Annotated in this window: 15 protein-coding genes; 3 read left to right on the top strand and 12 right to left on the bottom strand. The window is 68.6% G+C overall.

The features are described 5' to 3' along the window. Positions 1-16 precede the first annotated feature (16 nt). Positions 17-1,024 carry a winged helix-turn-helix domain-containing protein gene (locus tag ACIBBB_RS00505; protein ID WP_398977217.1) on the bottom strand — a complete coding sequence of 336 codons (1,008 nt, stop codon included), beginning with the start codon at positions 1,022-1,024 and terminating at the stop codon, positions 17-19. A gap of 166 nt (positions 1,025-1,190) precedes the next feature. Here ACIBBB_RS00505 and ACIBBB_RS00500 point away from each other — a divergent pair, with 166 nt between their 5' ends. Then, positions 1,191-1,490: a hypothetical protein gene (locus ACIBBB_RS00500; protein ID WP_398977215.1), complete on the top strand. Its 300-nt coding sequence runs from the start codon at positions 1,191-1,193 to the stop codon at positions 1,488-1,490. Further along, entirely contained in the window at positions 1,487-1,612 is a 126-nt protein-coding gene (locus ACIBBB_RS00495; RefSeq protein WP_398977213.1) for a hypothetical protein, read from the top strand. The genes ACIBBB_RS00500 and ACIBBB_RS00495 overlap by 4 nt, the downstream gene beginning before the upstream one ends. A gap of 69 nt (positions 1,613-1,681) precedes the next feature. On the opposite strand, the gene ACIBBB_RS00490 is transcribed toward ACIBBB_RS00495, so the two are convergent. Further along, positions 1,682-2,725, bottom strand: coding sequence for a hypothetical protein (locus ACIBBB_RS00490; protein WP_398977211.1), 1,044 nt, complete (start codon positions 2,723-2,725; stop codon positions 1,682-1,684). 215 nt (positions 2,726-2,940) lie between these two features. Here ACIBBB_RS00490 and ACIBBB_RS00485 point away from each other — a divergent pair, with 215 nt between their 5' ends. Beyond that, entirely contained in the window at positions 2,941-3,333 is a 393-nt protein-coding gene (locus ACIBBB_RS00485) for an NTP pyrophosphohydrolase (RefSeq protein ID WP_398977209.1), read from the top strand. Here ACIBBB_RS00485 and ACIBBB_RS00480 read toward each other — a convergent pair. The 10 genes from ACIBBB_RS00480 to ngcE all read right to left on the bottom strand — a co-directional run bounded on the left by ACIBBB_RS00480 (position 3,309) and on the right by ngcE (position 17,231). After that, positions 3,309-4,883: a glycosyltransferase family 39 protein gene (locus ACIBBB_RS00480; protein ID WP_398977207.1), complete on the bottom strand. Its 1,575-nt coding sequence runs from the start codon at positions 4,881-4,883 to the stop codon at positions 3,309-3,311. The genes ACIBBB_RS00485 and ACIBBB_RS00480 overlap by 25 nt on opposite strands. A 50-nt stretch (positions 4,884-4,933) precedes the next feature. Further along, the gene (locus tag ACIBBB_RS00475) at positions 4,934-6,397 is read right to left on the bottom strand and encodes an amino acid permease (protein ID WP_398977205.1); all 1,464 of its coding nucleotides are present in this window, start codon (positions 6,395-6,397) and stop codon (positions 4,934-4,936) included. 191 nt (positions 6,398-6,588) lie between these two features. Beyond that, positions 6,589-8,520: a 1-deoxy-D-xylulose-5-phosphate synthase gene (gene dxs, locus ACIBBB_RS00470; protein WP_398978742.1), complete on the bottom strand. Its 1,932-nt coding sequence runs from the start codon at positions 8,518-8,520 to the stop codon at positions 6,589-6,591. A gap of 244 nt (positions 8,521-8,764) precedes the next feature. Beyond that, on the bottom strand, positions 8,765-10,057 hold the full coding sequence (locus ACIBBB_RS00465; protein ID WP_398977203.1) for a sugar ABC transporter permease: 1,293 nt from the start codon (positions 10,055-10,057) through the stop codon (positions 8,765-8,767). Further along, a complete protein-coding gene (locus tag ACIBBB_RS00460) occupies positions 10,054-10,842 on the bottom strand; it encodes an ATP-binding cassette domain-containing protein (protein WP_398978740.1) in 789 nt (262 codons plus the stop codon). The genes ACIBBB_RS00465 and ACIBBB_RS00460 overlap by 4 nt, the downstream gene beginning before the upstream one ends. A 192-nt stretch (positions 10,843-11,034) precedes the next feature. After that, positions 11,035-12,147 (bottom strand): sugar ABC transporter substrate-binding protein, encoded by a 1,113-nt coding sequence (locus tag ACIBBB_RS00455; protein ID WP_398977201.1) that lies wholly within the window; start codon positions 12,145-12,147, stop codon positions 11,035-11,037. A gap of 121 nt (positions 12,148-12,268) precedes the next feature. After that, the gene (locus tag ACIBBB_RS00450) at positions 12,269-13,468 is read right to left on the bottom strand and encodes an ROK family protein (protein WP_398977199.1); all 1,200 of its coding nucleotides are present in this window, start codon (positions 13,466-13,468) and stop codon (positions 12,269-12,271) included. A gap of 413 nt (positions 13,469-13,881) precedes the next feature. Then, positions 13,882-14,805, bottom strand: a complete 924-nt coding sequence (locus tag ACIBBB_RS00445; RefSeq protein ID WP_398977198.1) for a carbohydrate ABC transporter permease — start codon at positions 14,803-14,805, stop codon at positions 13,882-13,884. Further along, positions 14,805-15,734: a carbohydrate ABC transporter permease gene (locus ACIBBB_RS00440; protein ID WP_189106543.1), complete on the bottom strand. Its 930-nt coding sequence runs from the start codon at positions 15,732-15,734 to the stop codon at positions 14,805-14,807. Before ACIBBB_RS00440 ends, ACIBBB_RS00445 begins: the two co-directional genes overlap by 1 nt. A gap of 48 nt (positions 15,735-15,782) precedes the next feature. Next, a complete protein-coding gene (gene ngcE / locus ACIBBB_RS00435; protein WP_398977196.1) occupies positions 15,783-17,231 on the bottom strand; it encodes an N-acetylglucosamine/diacetylchitobiose ABC transporter substrate-binding protein in 1,449 nt (482 codons plus the stop codon). Positions 17,232-17,449: the final 218 nt, after the last annotated feature.

The following is a 17,449-nucleotide window of genomic DNA, read 5'->3' as shown; positions in this document are numbered from 1 at the left end:
CCGGACTCCGTTCGTGTCAGGGGCTGTTCACGATCGTGCCGAGGAGGGAGAGGCCGAGCGAAGTCGGGCTGTGGAGTGCCGTGTTGCGGTACCGGACGGTGCGGATCAGCCCGGCTGTGCGCAGCGTGGTCGCGTGCTCGCTGGCGCTGGGAGGGGCGATCCCGGCGAAAGTGGCCAGTTCCCGGGTGGAGCAGCCGGGGCGCGCGATGACGGTGCACAGCACGGCTGCCCGCGTGTTCCCCAGCAGCGCGGCCAACGCCGGCGGTCCGGGCACTGCCGGCGTCGCTGCGGCAGCCAAGGGAGAGCCCGCCGAGGACCGGACTTCGGTGCCGGGGTACCGGACCACGGGCTGTGGCCGGGCGACGGTGTCGATCACGGGCAGGTCGACGCCGAAAAGCGACGGGACCAGCAGCAGTCCGGTGCCTTCGAGATGGAGGTCGCCGTCGATGGCGGACAGCAACGCGATCTCCAGGACGGGCGGACTCCAGCGGATACGTCTCGGGTACAGCGACGCGAGCAGGTGCTCCACGCCGCCGGTGACCGCCTGCCGCGCCCGTAAGGCCCGGTCCGACGTCGCCTGGTCGACGACGTGTGACCAATGAGGGGCGACGAGCACCTGATAGACGTGCTCCAGGCTCGCGCAGAGCTGCTGGAACAGGTCGGCGTCGTCGGCCAGGCCGTGCGCCCACCGAGGCAGGGACTGCCACTCCGCGACATGAGCGAGGTCTCTGCGGATCTCGGAGCGGGGAGTCAGACGCACCCGCTCCAACTGCTCGGCCGGGTCGCCGACGCGGGCAGCGGTGAGGAAGTCCGGCGCCATACGGCGCGGCTCGACCAGGTCGAGAACCATCCGTGCCCGGGGATCCAAGGCAGCGAAGGCGGCGCGCCGCCACGCCCCGAAGCGGATGTGCTGATGGCTGTCGCGCAACATGCGTACCGCGGCGCTCAGTTCCAGCAGTGGCGGAGGCAGCCCCACTCGAGTCCTCGCCAGGTCCTCGACGGTGAAGTGGATGCGGTAGACCACGGCTCCTCCGGAGTCCTGTACGGCATGGTCCTGGCCGATCTTTCCGGAATGCCGTGGTTCGGGCCAGACCGAATCAGGTCGAGCGCTAACTCCGCGGTACTGAAGATGAATGCGGGCCGGCGGGCACCCGCCAGGTCCTCATCACCTCACCCACAGGAGGAAATCCGTGCGCACGCACACGCGTATCGCTCCGTTCACGATGACCGCCGTACTGCTCGCGGGAGGAGTGGCCGCCTCGACGGCCGGCCCGGCCGGGGCCGCGGCACCGACGGCGAAGCCGACGGTCAAGGCCGCCTGCCTCGACACCGCCAAGAACTACACCATCACGCCGGGCAGCGCCGGCAGGAACGCACACTGGCCCCGCACCGGCAGCTATGCCTACACCACCGCCAACTGCCAGGACATCAACCTGAAAGTCAGCCAGACCCGTGATGTGAAGGCCTGCTTCAAGGCCACCCAAAGGTGAACAGCCCGCAGCGCGCCGTCGCGGGAGTGTGGATGGAGGTCGCCACGGGTGTGCTGGACGGTTCCGGTTTCTACATCCAGTTCGCGGGCCCGAGCGGGGGCACCGGCCAGATCGCCTACTGAGCGCCGAAGCCGGTGTAACACGCGGGGCGCCGGGCCGTACAGCCCGGCGCCCCGCCGGGCCCGAGTCCGTCAGACGCGCGACCACGCCTCCAGCGCGAGTCCCGGTTCGGCCTTCTGGCGGGCCACGCGCAGGGCGCCGTCCTTGCCCACCGCCGCCATCACGACACGGCCGCGGCCGTCCAGGGCCAGGGCGGGGGCGCCGACGCACTCCTCGCCTGTCGGGGTCCAGGTGACGCCCGCCGCCTCGTTCTCCGTCGGGTACGCGGCGAGCAGGGGGCGTCCGTCGAGGCCGCGTTGGGCCAGGATCGTGCAGTCGTGGCCGTCGACGGGCGTACGGAGCAGGGCGATCGGGCCAGTGCCGGGGCCGCCCAGCGGGGCGGTCTCGCCCTCGCCGAGTCGCCAGGCGTGCACCGTACGGTCGTCGGTGTCGCGCCAGTAGTGGGTGAGCCGGTCGACGCCGGTGCGTTCGGAGCTGAGCGTGCCGGGGGCGACGCGCGCCGCGAAGCTCTTCAGGTCGCGTTCGGGCTTCGCCGCCACCTTCGGCTGCCGCCAGCGCATCACCGCGTCGTCGGTCGGGGCCAGGACCTCGATCAGACCGTCCTCGCCCACGACGGCGGACGCCTCGCCGGTCATCCTGGACCCCTTGAGGTCCGCCCACGCGAACCAGGCCCCGGTGGGCTTCTGGAGCCGGGCCGACAGGCCGCGGCCCGCGTTGCGGGCGAAGATGTACAGCGAGCCGTTGGGGTCGATCACCGCCCCGGGCAGGCCCAGGAGGCCACCCCTGGCGAGGTCCTTCGGGTACGGCGTACCGAGCGCCTGCCAGTCCCGCAGCGGGCGGCCCGTCTGGAACTGGACGGCGTACACGACGTCCGTACGGATCTGCCCGTCGTCCGTGGGCGTGCGCCGCATGCCCACCAGGTGGACGTAACCCTGCGCGCCGCTGGTGATGGAGAGGTACGGCAACAGACCGGGGGCCGGGAGCAGTTCGGGGCCCGACCAGCCCGGACCGCCGAGCCGGTCCTCCGTCCACCGCAGCACACCGTCGTCGGCGGGCGCGTACGCGGTGAGCCTGCCGTCCTTGCCGCGCAGCAGCCAGCCGGTGGTCGCGGGCACCACACCGTCGGCCGTGGGAACGGGAATGGATTCAGCCGGCCGGCCACCGGTGTCCGGAGCCTCGCCGGGGCCCCGACCGGATCGTTTCGACGTCCGTGCGGACCGCAGTGCCATGACCCACTGCCACCTTCCCAGCGCATGAAATTTCCCCGACGATAGCATTCGCGGGTGACGCGGAACCGTACCGCCCTGGCTGGTTGTGGCACGCTCCTGAAGTGCGGATTCTACTGATTGTCGACGGGGCGAACGTGGTCGGTTCGGTGCCCGACGGATGGTGGCGCGACCGGCGCGGAGCTGCCGAGCGGCTGCGGGACGAACTGGCGCCGGTCGCCCGGGACGGCCTGCCGGACGCCGGTATTCCGGGGCCCCTCGAAGTGGTGCTGGCCGTGGAGGGGCGGGCGCGGGGCGTGGAGTCCGTGCCGGGCGTACGGGTGGAGGCCGCGCCCGGCAGCGGCGACGACCTGATCACCGAACTGGCCGCGGGCGCGGGAGAGCGCCCGTGTGTCGTCGTCACCGCCGACCGGGAGCTGCGGCGCCGGGTCGAGGCGTACGGGGCGCGCTGCGTCGGGCCCCGTACGGTGCGTCAACTCCCGGACGAGCGTACGTAGAAGACCGTGCCCTCGACGGTGCCGGGAAGCGGCTCGTACTGTCCGGCCAGCAGCCGGCGCAGCGTCGGGAGGCGTTCGGGGGCGTACGGCTTGCCGCGTGAGTCGTCGACGATGAGCGCGGGTGGCCGCGCTCTCATCTCGGCGGCGAAGACCCGCCAGGCGCCCCGTACCCCGTACTCCTCGCCCACCTGCGGCCCGTCCCTGCCGCCGCTGAAGTTGGTGAGGAGCCCGGCGGTCAGATAGCGGCTGGCGGGGGCCCGGTCGGCGAGGTGGTACGTCTGCGGGTGCATCCCCCACACGAGGACGCGGTCGGTCGGGTCGCTGTGTTCCCGTACGGCGGTGGCGACGCGTTCGGCGTGGGTGAGTTCGGAGCGGGGGGCGAAGACGGCCCAGACCACGAAGCACGCGCAGACCCACGCGGGTACGCGGAGGACCGTCCTGAGCCGTTCGTGGCGCAGCGAACGCAGGGCGGCGGTCGCCAACAGGGCGATGGGGGGCAGGAGTTGCAGGAAGTAGTGGCCGAAGAAGTGGAAGCCGACGGCGACGGCTCCGGCGGACGCGCCGAACCAGACCCAGAGATCGACGAGGGCCGCCCCGTCCGGCCGGCGGCCGATGCGCAGGGCTCTGCGGACCGGCGGGAGGATGCCGAGGCAGCAGAGGCCGAGGATGGAGCTGTTGACCACCGCCCGGACGAGGACGTGCAGTTCGGATCCGTCGAGGGAGAAGGCGTACGCCCCCGATCCGGTGACCGTCCAGAAGAGGAAACCCGCCGGGTCGGTCAGGAGCGCTGCCGCGACCACCGGGGCGGCGAAGCCGGCTGCCGTACGCGGGAGCCCTGTTCTTAGCGGGGAGCGGCTCGGGGCGGCTCCGTGGGTCCGCCAGAGCAGCCACAGGACCGGCACGAGGACCACGCCCCCGGTCTGCTTGGTGAGGAACGCCCCCGCGACGGCCACTCCCGCGGCGCCCCAGCGGCCCCGGTCGGCGCAGAGGACGGCCGCCGCCGTGAAGGGCAGTATGACGGCCTCGAAGGTGACGGCCTGGGTGTCCTGCGGGATGAACCCGACGGAGATCAGCAGGAAGACCACCCCGGCCGTGACACCTGAGCGGTCGCCCCAGCGGCGCCGGGCGAAGGCCGCGAGCAGGGCGGCGGTGGTGAACTGGGCGGCGACGGCGAGGAGTTTCATCGCCTGGGCGGATCCGTCGCCGAAGAGCACGAACGCCGCCTCGTACAGCCAGGGCAGCAGGGGCGGCTTGCGGTCGACGACCGTCTCGTACAGCTCTCCGCCCTCGGCCAGTATCCGGGCCTGGACGGCGAGATAGCCCTCGTCCGGGCTCCAGAAGGAGTGCAGGAAGGACGGGAGGCGGATGGCGAGGGCGACGGCGGCCAGGACGGGCAGCAGCCGTCGCCAGAAGCCGTACGGCGGTGTGCGGGCGGGTTCCGGACGGACCGGGTTCGGTCGGGTTCGCTGAGGTCTGGCGGGCCCGGGGACGGTGGGGCGGGGCCGGGTGGGCGAGAGGTGTGGCGCGGCGGACGGCGGCTCGACGGACATGCGTGACTTTCGTGCGGCGGGGGTTGTGGGGGGTGGTGGCTGATGGAGCGTCAGCCGGTCTTGCCCAGGCGGCTGTTGCGGCGCCCGTAGGTGAAGTACACGACCACACCGACGGCCATCCAGATGGCGAAGCGCAGCCAGGTCTCGGCGGGCAGGTTGAGCATGAGCCAGAGCGAGGCCAGCACGGACACGGCCGGCAGCCACGGCACCAGCGGGGCGCGGAAGGACCTCGGCAGGTCGGGGCGCGTACGGCGGAGGATGACCACGCCGATCGCGACGACGACGAAGGCGAAGAGGGTGCCGATGTTCACCAGCGACGCCAGCTCCTCGATGCTGGTGAAGCCCGCGACGATCGCGATGATCACACCGAGCAGGACCGTCGAGCGGTACGGGGTACGGAACCTGGGGTGGACGTGCGAGAAGATCCGTGGGAGCAGCCCGTCACGGCTCATCGCGAAGAACACCCGGGTCTGGCCGAGCAGCAGGATCATGCACACGGTGGTGAGGCCGACGGCGGCGCCGAAGCTGATGACACCCGCGTAGAAGGGATGCCCGGTTGCCTTGAAGGCGTCGGCGAGTGGTGCGTCCACGGTGAGTTCGGTGTAGCGCTGCATCCCGGTGACGACGATGGAGACGGCCACGTAGAGCACGGTGCAGATGAGCAGCGAGCCGATGATGCCGCGCGGCATGTCGCGCTGCGGCACTTTCGTCTCCTCGGCGGCCGTGGCGACGATGTCGAAGCCGATGAAGGCGAAGAAGACGACGGAGGCGGCGGTGAAGATGCCCATCACACCGAAGTTGGTGGGCGCGTAGCCGAACATCAGCTGGATCAGAGGGGACGCGAGTCCGGCGCCCGCGGGCTGTTCCTGGGCTTTGGGGATGAACGGCGAGTAGTTCGCGGAGTCGATGAAGAACGCGCCGGCGATGATGACGATCAGGACCACGGTCAGTTTGACGGCCACGACCACCGCGGTGACCCGCGCGGAGAGCTTCATCCCGAGGACGAGGATCGCGGTCAGCAGCAGGACGAGAAGGAACGCCAACAGGTCGAAGCCGAAGCCCGTTTCCTCGTTGGTGCCCGCGAGGGAGTCGGGCATGTGCCAGCCCGCGTTCTCGATGAGGGACTGTACGTAGCCGGACCAGCCGACGGCCACCACGGCGGTGGCGAGGGCGAATTCGAGGACCAGGTCCCAGCCGATGATCCAGGCGGGCAGCTCGCCGAGTGAGGCGTAGCTGAAGGTGTACGCGGACCCGGCCACCGGCACGGTCGACGCGAACTCCGCGTAGCAGACGGCCGCGAGGGCGCAGACGATGCCCGCGGCGACGAAGGCGAGGGCGGTGGCGGGGCCCGCGTTGTTCTTGGCGACGGCGCCGGTGAGGACGAAGATGCCGGTGCCGATGATCACGCCGACACCGAAGACCGTCAGATCCAGCGCGGAGAGCGACTTCTTGAGCGCGTGCTCGGGCTCTTCGGTGTCCTGGATGGACTGTTCGACGCTCTTCGTGCGGAACATCGAATTTCTTCTGGGCCCCGTGTCGTGCTGGGTGGTCACCGGCGTACCTCCGAGTGCGTGGTTGCCGCCATGATCGAGAGGTGCTCGGCAACGCCGGTGCCCCGGAGCGTTTTTTTCACACGGATGGGCCGGTCGGACCACCCGTACAGGGAGTCCGACCGGCCCATCCGCCGGTGCGTTTCCGGGCGGCGTCAGTCGCGGGTGATCTCCTCGGCCGAGGGCTCACCGGCCATGCGGCCGTCGATCCGCGACACGAGGCCGGTGACCTGACGCGCGATGTCCGGGGCGGTCAGCCCGATCTCGGCCAGCAACTCCTTGCGCGAGGCATGGTCGAGGAAGCGGGCCGGGATGCCGAAGTCCCGCAGGGGGATGTCGATGCCGGCGTCGCGCAGCGACTGGGCGACGGCCGAACCGACGCCGCCCGCACGGCTGTTGTCCTCGACGGTGACCACGACGCGGTGCTGCTCGGCGAGCGGCGGGAGCGCCTCGTCCACGGGCTTGACCCAGCGCGGGTCGACCACGGTGGTGGAGATGCCCTGCTTGTCGAGGAGATCGGCGATCTCCAGACACATCGGGGCGAGCGCGCCGACAGACACGAGCAGGACGTCCGCCGGGCCCTGGGACGGGCGGTGCAGCACGTCCATGCCGCCGACCTTGCCCACGGCGGCGACCGCGGGACCGACGGCTCCCTTGGAGAAGCGCACCACGGTCGGGGCGTCATCGACCGTGACGGCCTCGCGGAGTTGGGCCCGTACCTGGTCGGCGTCGCGCGGGGCGGCGATCCGCAGGTTCGGTACGCACTGGAGGATCGACATGTCCCACATGCCGTTGTGGGAGGCGCCGTCGGTGCCGGTGATGCCGGCCCGGTCGAGGACGAACGTCACGCCGCAGTTGTGCAGGGCGACGTCCATCAGGACCTGGTCGAAGGCGCGGTTGAGGAAGGTGGCGTACACGGCGAAGACGGGGTGGAGTCCGCCGGTGGCCAGACCGGCCGCCGACACCGCCCCGTGCTGCTCGGCGATCCCCACGTCGTACACCCGGTCCGGGAACGCCTTCGCGAACTTCTCCAGGCCGACGGGCTGGAGCATCGCGGCGGTGATGGCGACGATGTCCGCGCGCTCGTTGCCGAGTTTGACCATCTCCTCGCCGAACACCGAGGTCCAGTCGACGCCGGAACTGGCGATCGGCAGACCGGTGTCGGGGTGGATCTTGCCGACGGCGTGGAAGCGGTCGGCCTCGTCCTGGAGCGCGGGCTGGTAGCCGCGGCCCTTCTCGGTGAGGCAGTGGATGATGACCGGGCCGCCGAAGCGCTTGGCGCGCTGGAGGGCCGACTCCATCGCCTCCACGTCGTGTCCGTCGATCGGGCCGACGTACTTGAGGCCGAGGTCCTCGAACATGCCCTGGGGGGCGATGAAGTCCTTGAGGCCCTTCTTCGCGCCGTGCAGGGTCTCGTAGAGGGGGCGGCCGACGACGGGGGTGCGCTCCAGGATGTCCTTGCCGCGGGCCAGGAAGCGTTCGTACCCGTCGGTGGTGCGCAGGGTCGCGAGATGGTTCGCGAGGCCGCCGATGGTGGGCGCGTAGGAACGCTCGTTGTCGTTGACGACGATGACGAGCGGCCGGTCCTTGGCGGCGGCGATGTTGTTCAGCGCCTCCCAGGCCATGCCGCCGGTGAGCGCGCCGTCGCCGATGACGGCGACCACGTGGTCGTCGCGGCCCAGCACCTGGTTGGCCTTGGCGAGGCCGTCGGCCCAGCCGAGGACCGTGGAGGCGTGCGAGTTCTCGATGATGTCGTGCTCGGACTCGGCCCTGGACGGGTAGCCGGAGAGGCCGCCCTTGCTCTTGAGCCTGCCGAAGTCCTGACGTCCCGTGAGCAGCTTGTGCACATAGGACTGGTGGCCGGTGTCGAAGAGGACCTTGTCCTTGGGCGAGTGGAAGACCCGGTGGAGGGCGATCGTCAGCTCGACGACCCCGAGGTTGGGACCGAGGTGTCCGCCGGTCTTGGAGACGGCGTCGACGAGGAAGGACCGGATCTCTCCGGCGAGCTGCTCCAACTGCTCCGGGCCGAGGCGGTCCAGATCACGCGGGCCCTTGATCCGGGTCAGCAGGTCCCATCCGTCGCCCACCGCCGCCTCGGGCGGTCGCGCTGCGCGCGGCTGTGTCACCGTGCCTCCTTGCGTTGGACTGATCTGGCATACCGGTCCGCCGAGTCTAATGTTCCCGTCGCCACCGGCGTCATCGGGCGGCACGTGATTCACCGTACGAGCATCTGTGCGTATGTCAGACGTACGCCCGTCGAACGCGGCACCACCACACGAACGCGCCCGGTACCGGGCCTCCGGTACCGGGCGCGACGTGCGAGAACCGCTGTCAGGCGCGACCAGCGGTCTTCTGGGTCTTCCGGGTGACGGCGTCGATGACGACGGTGGCCAACAGCACACCACCGGTGATCATGTACTGGATCGGCGAGGCGATGCCCTGGAGGGCGAGCCCGTACTGGATCGACGTGATGACCAACACACCGAGCAGCGCGTTCCAGGTGCGGCCCCGGCCGCCGAAGAGGCTGGTGCCGCCGATGACGGCCGCCGCGATGGCGTTCATCAGCAGCTCACCGGCGCCGGCGCCCTGGTTGGCCGAGGTGATCTTCGAGGCGATGAAGAGACCGCCGATCGCGGCGAAGGTGCCCGCGATGGAGAAGACCGCGATCCGTACGCCCACGACACTGATACCGGCGCGGCGGGATGCCTCGACGCTGCCGCCGAGCGCGAAGATCTTGCGGCCGAAGCTGGTGCGACGGAGCACGAAGTCCGTCAGCACCAGCACGATCAGGAAGATCAGCACGGCCAGGGGCAGGCCCTTGTTCTGGTTGAACATGATCGCCGCGGCGAACGCCAGGACGGCGAGCAGCGCCGTACGGACGATGATCTCGCTCAGCGGGCGGGACGGGACACCGGCGGCGGCCCGGCGGCGGTTGTCGAAGAACGCCGACAGGAAGTAGCCGGCCACCGCGATCACCGCGAGCCCGTAGGCGGCGGCGACGTCGGAGAAGTAGTAGCCGGTCAGGTTGGCGACCAGGCCGTCGGGGTCCAGGTTGATGGTGCCGTCGTCGCCGAGGATCTGGAGCATGAAGCCGTTCCAGAACAGCAGACCGGCCAGAGTCACGGCGAACGCGGGCACGCCCACACGGGCGAAGAAGAAGCCGTGGATGGCGCCCGCGACGGCGCCGGTCAGGATGGCGAGGATCAGCGCCAGCCACTCCGCCATGCCGTGCGTGACGGCGAGGACCGCGAAGGCGGCACCCGCCACACCGCTGACCGAGCCGACCGACAGGTCGATCTCGCCGAGCAGCAGGACGAAGACGATGCCGACCGCGATCATGCCGGTGCCGACCATGGCGACCGCGATGTTGGAGAGGTTGCCCGCGGTGAGGAAGTTCGAGTTCAGGCCGGCGAAGATCGCCCAGATGATGATCAGGCCGATGACGACCGGTATGGACCCGAGGTCACCACCGCGCATCTTGCGCTTGAACTCCGACAGATAGCCGGCGAAGCCCTGCTCGCGGACGAGCAGCCGGGGGTCGACCGCGACCGTGGTCGCGCCGACCGCCGGGGCGGGCGCGTCGTCGGCGGTGCCGACGGGGGCGGAGGTCTTGTCGAGACTCACTTCTTAACCTCCACGTTGCGCGCCGCGCGTCGGGTCACGGCGTTGTCCGTGGCACCGGTGATCGCGGAGATGATGTCTTCCTGCGAGGTGGTGGCGACGTCGAAGAAGCCGTTGTTACGGCCCAGCCTGAGCACGGCGACCTTGTCGGCGACCGCGCGGACGTCCTCCATGTTGTGGCTGACGAGGATCACGGCGTAACCGCGCTCACGCAGCCGCTCGACCAGGTCGAGGACCTGGGCGGTCTGCTCGACGCCGAGGGCCGCGGTGGGCTCGTCGAGGATCACCAGCTTGGGCTCGCCGAGCATGGACCGGGCGATGGCCACGGTCTGGCGCTGGCCGCCGGAGAGCGAGGCGATCGGGATGCGCACGCTGGGGATACGGATCGACAGGGTGTTGAGCAGCTCGCGGGCGCGGCGCTCCATCTCGACCTCGTTGAGGACGCCCCAGGAACGGAGCTCCCGGCCGAGGTACAGATTGCCCACGACGTCGAGGTTGTCGCACAGCGCGAGGTCCTGGTACACCGTGGCGACACCGAGTTCCTGGGCGTCGTGCGGTTTGTTGATCGCGACCGAACGGCCCTCCCACTCGATGACGCCGTCATCGATGGGGTGGACTCCGGCGATCGTCTTGACGAGCGTCGATTTGCCGGCACCGTTGTCGCCCACGAGGGCGACGACCTGTCCGGCATGGACCTCAAGCTCTACGTCGGTGAGCGCCTGCACGGCACCGAACCGCTTGGAGACCCCTCGCAACGCCAGCACGGGCGTAGCGGTCACTTGAACCATCTCCTTCGCCGCCTGGCCGGCGGGGATACCGCGCCCGGGGGTGTTGAGCGCGGGGGTTGAGCAGAAGAGAGAGATACGGGACACACGAAAAGCCGTGAAGTGGTCCGTCCGGCGCCCCGCCCGATAGCGGGACAGTTGAGGGCGGGGCGCCGGACAGGCTTCAGGGCGGGTTTCCGCGGTCTGACGTGTCGGCTACTTGACGCCGAGGGTGTCGCACTTGGCCTTGAACTTCGCGGTGCAGATCTCGTCGACGGTGTAGATGCCGTCCTTGATCACCGTCTCGTTGATGTTGTCCTTGGTCAGCGAGACGACCGGGACGAGGACCGACGGGATGCCCTTGGTGGTGGCACTGTCGAGCTTCGTCTTGGCGATGGAGTCCAGGGACTCGCCCTTGGCGACCGCGACGGCCATCTCGGCGGCGATGGCGCCCTCGGTCGGGTACGGCTTGTAGACGCTCATGAACTGCTCACCGGCGACGATGCGCTGCACACCGGCGAGTTCGGCGTCCTGGCCGGTGACCGGCGGGAGCGGGCTGACGCCGGCGCTCTTGAGGGCGGCGATGATGCCGCCCGCCATGCCGTCGTTGGCGGAGTAGACGCCGACGATCTTGTCCTTGCCCAGGGCGGAGATCGCGCCTTCCATGTTGGCGTTGGCGTTCTCCGGCTTCCACTCCTTGGTGTCGTACGACTTGCCGATCGTCACCTTGCCGTCGAGGACGGACTTGGCGCCCTTCTTGAAGAGGGCGGCGTTCGGGTCGGTGATGGCACCGTTCATCATCACGATGTCACCGTCCGTCGCCTTGGTGCCCAGCTCGTCCAGGAGCGCCTGGCCCTGGACGCGGCCGACCTCTTCGTTGTCGAAGGAGACGTAGCCGTCGATGTCGCCCTCGGCGAGGCGGTCGAAGGCGATCACCGGTATGCCGGCGTCCTTGGCCTTCTTGATCGAGCTGGTGATGGCCTTGGAGTCGACGGCGTCCACGATCAGCGCGTCGACCTTGTTGGTGACCATCGTGTCGGCCTGCTGGTTCTGGGTCGACGCGTCCTGCTTGGCGTTCGCGTAGACGACCTTGCCCTTGCCGTCGGTCAGCTCGCTGACCCGCTTCTCGATGAGCGGCTTGTCGAACTTCTCGTAGCGCGCGGTCTGGTTCTCGGGCAGCAGCAGACCGATGGTCAGCGCGTCGCCCTTCTCCTTCTTCGAGTCCTTGGCGGAGTCGCCGGACTCTTTGGCGCTTCCACAGGCGGCAAGCGAGACGGCCATCGCGGTGGCAGCGGCGGCCACGGCAGCACGTCGGAGATGTGCGTTCACTTCAGAAACCTCCCTGACGAGGCCGCGACGTTGCGGCCGAGGTGGCTGGAAGTCAACTCCGCTGCGGAGGCAGCGTCAAGGAGTAAATCCTTAACGAGATGACAACGGTGCCATTCGTTATCTAAGTGAAGACAGCCGAACCGACGGGCAGGGTGCTCTCAAGCAGCGTCGAATCGCCCATTTCGCTCAGAACGAGAGCGAGTGCGCCGAGCACCTCGGCACGGCCGCCGAGGGCTCCCGGAAGCACCGAGAGCTGTCTGGCCGCACTCGGGATCGCGTACCGGGAGACCGACTCACGGATCGGGGCGAGCACCAGCTCACCAGCCTCGGCCAAATCGCCGCCGAGCACCACCCGGCTGGGGTTCAGGAGATTGCAGAGATTGGCGACGCCGCTGCCGATGTGGCGCCCGACGTCGGCGATCACCCGGCGGCAGCCCGGGTCGCCCTCCCTGGCCAGCTGCACGACCCGCTCCATGGTCAGATCCCGGCCGTGGCTGGACCTGAGCAGCGGCAGTACGTAGCGGGCGGCCGTGAAGGTCTCCAGGCAGCCGCGGTTGCCGCAGCGGCAGACGGGGCCCGACTCGTCGAGCGTGATGTGCCCGATCTCACCCGCCGTACCGCCCGGTCCGCGGTAGATCTGGCCCTCTATGACCAGGCCGGCGCCGACACCGCTGGCGACCTTGATGTAGGCGAGGTCCTTCACGCCCCGGCCGCTGCCCCAGACCAGCTCGCCGAGGGCTCCGAGGTTGGCGTCGTTGTCGACGTACACCGGTACGCCGAGCCGCCCCGCCAGTTCCTCGCTGGGGTTGATCCCCGTCCAGCCAGGCAGGATCGAGGTGGAGCCGAGCGTGCCCGAGACGACGTCGATCGGGCCGGGCACCCCGAGCCCCACGCCGATGACCTTCTGGCGGCCGATCCCGGTGGCCTCGATCAGCCTCTCCACCAGCTCTTCCGCCCGGCCGAAACCGTGCGCCGACGAGGCGTCCACGTCGAGCGGTTCGGACTCCTCCGCGAGCACCTGGTGGGCCAGGTTCCCGACGGCCACCCGCAGATGCGTATGGCCGAAGTCGACGCCGATGACGATGCCCGCGTCCCCGCTGAGCGAGACGCTGCGGGCCCTGCGGCCGCCCGCCGAGGTGGGCGTCACCTCGACGGTGCCGCCCTCCCTGAGCTCGCGGACGATGTTGGAGACCGTGGCCGCCGACAGTCCTGTGCTCCGGGCGATCTCCGCCTGGGTGAGCGAGCCCGCCATGCGCACCGCGCGCACGACACGTTCCAGATTCGCCCGGTGCAGAGACGACTGTGACCCTGGAGTCTCCACAACTGATCCACTCCTGCCCTTGGCAGGCGGCACGACCACCGCCCCCGGCCGGGGTCGCGCCTGTGAGGCCCCGGCGTATCTCCAACTTGTGAACTCTAAGCTCAGCCTTTCGGGTCGCTTCCCGTCAAGACCTTGAGCAGTGCTGGACCTGGATGGGCACGGTACGTACGCATCTGACCTGCGAACATCGGCGTTTTGATGAAATCAGGCCAGTGGTGGTGGCGAAAACTCCCCCTTCAGCTCGGGATGGATACCGAACGAACCCCCCGGACGAGGGCCCGGAACGCCGCGAACCGCCCCCCGGCGAGAGGCCGGAGGGCGGTTCGGTGAAGCGGCGGAGGGCTCCGTCGGCGGACCGGTGGAGCGCCCCGGTGTGAAGCGGCGGGACCCAGGGGCTACTTGAGACCCAGGGGCTACTTGAGCGCTCCCGCCGTCAGCCCGGCGACGACCTGGCGCTGGAAGATGATGTACGCGGCGAGCACCGGCAGCATCGCCATCACCAGTCCGGCGAAGAGCCCGGAGTAGTCGCCCTTGTAGCCCTGGCTGACCGCCAGCTGCACCAGACCCTGCGAGAGCACCTTCTTGTCCGGGTCGGTGTTGAGCACCGTCGGCAGCATGTACTGGTTCCACTGGCCGAGGAAGTTGAAGATACCCACGCTGATCAGACCCGGCTTGGCCATCGGCAGCATGATCTGGAAGAAGGTCCTCGTATGCGAGGCGCCGTCGATGATCGCCGCTTCCGCGACCGAGGTCGGCAGCGTCCTGAAGAAGGACGACAGGAAGAACACCGTGAACGGCAGCGAGTAGGCGATGTACACCAGGATCAGACCGTGCGTGGTGTTCAGCAGCCCCATGTTGTTCATGACGAAGAACAACGGGACCAGCGCCAGGATGATCGGGAAGCTCATCCCTCCGACGAAGAGGAAATAGATGAAGCGGTTCCCGGGGAAATCGAAGCGCGCCAGTACGTACGCGGCCATCGAGCCGAGCACCAGAGTGCCGATCAGCGAACCCCCCACCACCAGAATGGTGTTGAGGAAGTAGTCGCTCATGTGCGCCTGGGTCCAGGCCCGCGACCAGTTCTCGAAGTGGAGCTTGTCCGGCAGCGACCAGGGAGAACTGAAGATGGAGTCGTCGTCCTTGAAGGAGGACATCACCGCCCACAGCAGCGGCAGCACAACCAGCAGCGCCCAGATGACCAGCACACCGTGCGAGAAGACGTTGAGGACGCTGCCCCCGAACTTCTCCTTCTCCGGCGGCGCGTTCACCTTGCTCACCGGCGGCCGGTCGCGCGGCTCCTCGGGCGTCGTGGCCGGAGGCGTGTCAGTGGTCTTCATCAGAACTCCAGCCGCTCGCGCCGGCCCAGCTTCGTCACGACCGCCGCGAAGGACAGCGTGACCACGAGCAGAGCGACACCGATCGTTGTGGCATAACCGGCCTGGGCGTCCCTGAAGGCCGTTTGGTAGACGTACAGCGGCAGGACCGTGGTCGAGTAGTCGGGTCCGCCACCGCCCGGCCCCACGGTCATGATCTGTACGACCGCGAACGCCTCGGCGCCGAGCGCCAGGATGCCCATGTAGATCCAGCCGGCCTGCACCGTGTCCCAGAGCAGCGGAAGGGTGATCCGGAAGAAGGTCGTGAACCGGTCCGCACCGTCCAGCAGAGCCGCCTCGTAATAGTCCTTCGGAATAGAGGCCATTCCGGCGGAGAAGAGGACGACGAAGAAGCCGACCGTGCTCCAGATCAGGACCGCCATCACGCACCAGAGCGCGAGATCCGGGTCACCCAGCCAGAGCGGCTGGACATTGTCCAGACCCACCGCGGAGAGGGCCGCGTTGATGGCGCCGCTCTCCGGGTTGTAGGCGAACTGGAAAAGCAGCGCGACGATCGCGATGGAGAGCACCTGCGGGAAGAAATACGCGATCTTGTAGAAACCCGAACCGCGTACACCCGCGATCGTGGCGCCCTTTCGCTGCCGCCCGCCAACATTGATCATGAAGGCGAGGAACAGCGCGAGGGCGAGCGTCACCAGCGGAAGCAGCAGCACGAACAGCACGCTGTGCTGCAAGGACTTCCAGAAGATGTCGTCTTCGAACATCTTCTTGTAGTTGTCGAAGCCCACCATCTTGAAGTCGGAACTCAGCCCCGTCCAGTCCGTGAACGAGTAGTAGATGGACTGGATGAACGGCCATATGACGAAGATCGCGTACAACGCCAAGGGGGCGATCAAAAACCCCACGATGAACCGGTATTTACCGTGCTGCATGGATCCGACCCCGATCTGTGCGCGGATACCGCCGCTGGTGACGCCTGCTCACTGGTGCTTGTAGTGCTTGATGGACTGGTCCTTCGCGGCGGCATCCGCGTAGCCCTGGATCTTCTTGATGGTCTCGGCGGGGGTGAGACGCCCGGCCATCATCTCGCCGAGTCCGGCGACACCGATCTGCTCCTTCTGGAGCTTGACGTACCAGTCCTGGAGACGCGGGTTGACGACGTTCTCGCCCGCCGTGTCCAGAGCCGCGACGGCCGACTTGAGGCCCGGGGTCAGCTCGATGCCGTCCGTGCCGCCGTTGAGGGCCGTCAGCGACTTCACCTGGGAGGTGAAGTTCTTCGACGACTGCTCGCTGAGCATGATGCGCAGCAACTCCATGCCGCCCTGCGGGTTCTTGGCCTTCTGCGGGACGATGAAGGGCTCACCGCCGGACGCCCAGATGGTGCCGAAGGGCAGCTTGTCGGAGGCGTCCATGCCGGTCGGCGCGCCGACGGCGAGGTTGAAGTCGGCCGGCATCGTCTTGGCCGCCTCGTTCTCCACCCACGAGCCGTTCGGGATGAAGAGCGCCTTGCCCTTCGTCCAGGCGGTCTGCGACTGGATGTGGTCCAGGCCGGGGGTGCCCTGGAGGATGTAGCCCTTCTTGAAGAGCTCGTAGTACGCCTCGAACGCCGTCTTGACCGCCGGGTCCTTCCAGGCGTTCGGCTCCAGGTTGTCGATCTTGTCGAGAACCTCGACGCCACCGATCTTGGCGATCATCGGGTAGAGCGAGAACGGGACGTAGTACGGGTGCTTGCCCGCGTACGTCCAGCCGGCGATGCCCTTCTTCTTCGCCTTCGCGCAGAGCGCGAGCATGTCGTCCCACGTCTCGGGGTATGTCGCGTCGAGGTTCTCCAGCGCCTTCTGCGAGTACCAGACGCCGTAGACCGTGTAGGCGTAGTACATGATCCAGACGGGGTCGCCGTCGAACTGGCCCATCTCGACGATGCCGGGGCGCAGGGTGTCGCGCACCTTCTTGGCGGGGTCGTCGTACGAGGGGGCGTCCATCAGCGCCGTGAGGTCGGTGAGCTGCTTCTTGCCCACCAGCACGCCCATGTCCATCTGCTCGGCGCCGGAGTTGTCGATCAGGTCCGGCGGGGTGCCGCCGTTGAACCTCGGCTGGAGCGTGGACTGGATCTTCTCGGTCGCCGCGTGCTTGACCTTCGGGGCCTTCGGGAAAGCCGCGTTGTAACGCTTCTCCGCGTCGATGGCGTACTGCTCGCCGAAACCGCCGTTGAAGATGACGACATCGAGCTGCGCCGTCTCGTTGGCTCCGAGGGGGTTCTTCGCCGAGGTCTTGCCCTTCTCGACCTTCTCGTCGCCGCCGCTGTCGCTGCTCGCGCAGGACGCCAGGAAACTCATCGTCGGCACAGTGATCAGGCCGACCGCTGCCGAACGCTTGATCAGATCACGCCGGCCAAGGCCCTCATTGCTGTGAGCGGAGGTGGATCCCATGCTCAAGTCCTCGCCTTCTCCAGGACTCAGGCGGTGTACCGGTCGCCCGTCCTTCTCGCCTGAGGCAGAAGGGCCCCGCCACCGCGGTCAAATGAAGCTGGGTCGTGCAGGATTGTGGTGCTGATTGCGTACGAGCGGTTGTGCGTGTCGCCGTACACGTTGTTGTGCGTCGTGCGTGAAGCGAGATGTGTGATGCGTGATTACAGCAGGAACGGCCT

The organism is Streptomyces sp. NPDC051217, from assembly GCF_044455465.1.
Classification (GTDB): domain Bacteria; phylum Actinomycetota; class Actinomycetes; order Streptomycetales; family Streptomycetaceae; genus Streptomyces.
The sequence above is the reverse complement of the archived record's forward strand: the minus strand, read 5'-3'. Positions and strand labels throughout refer to the sequence as shown.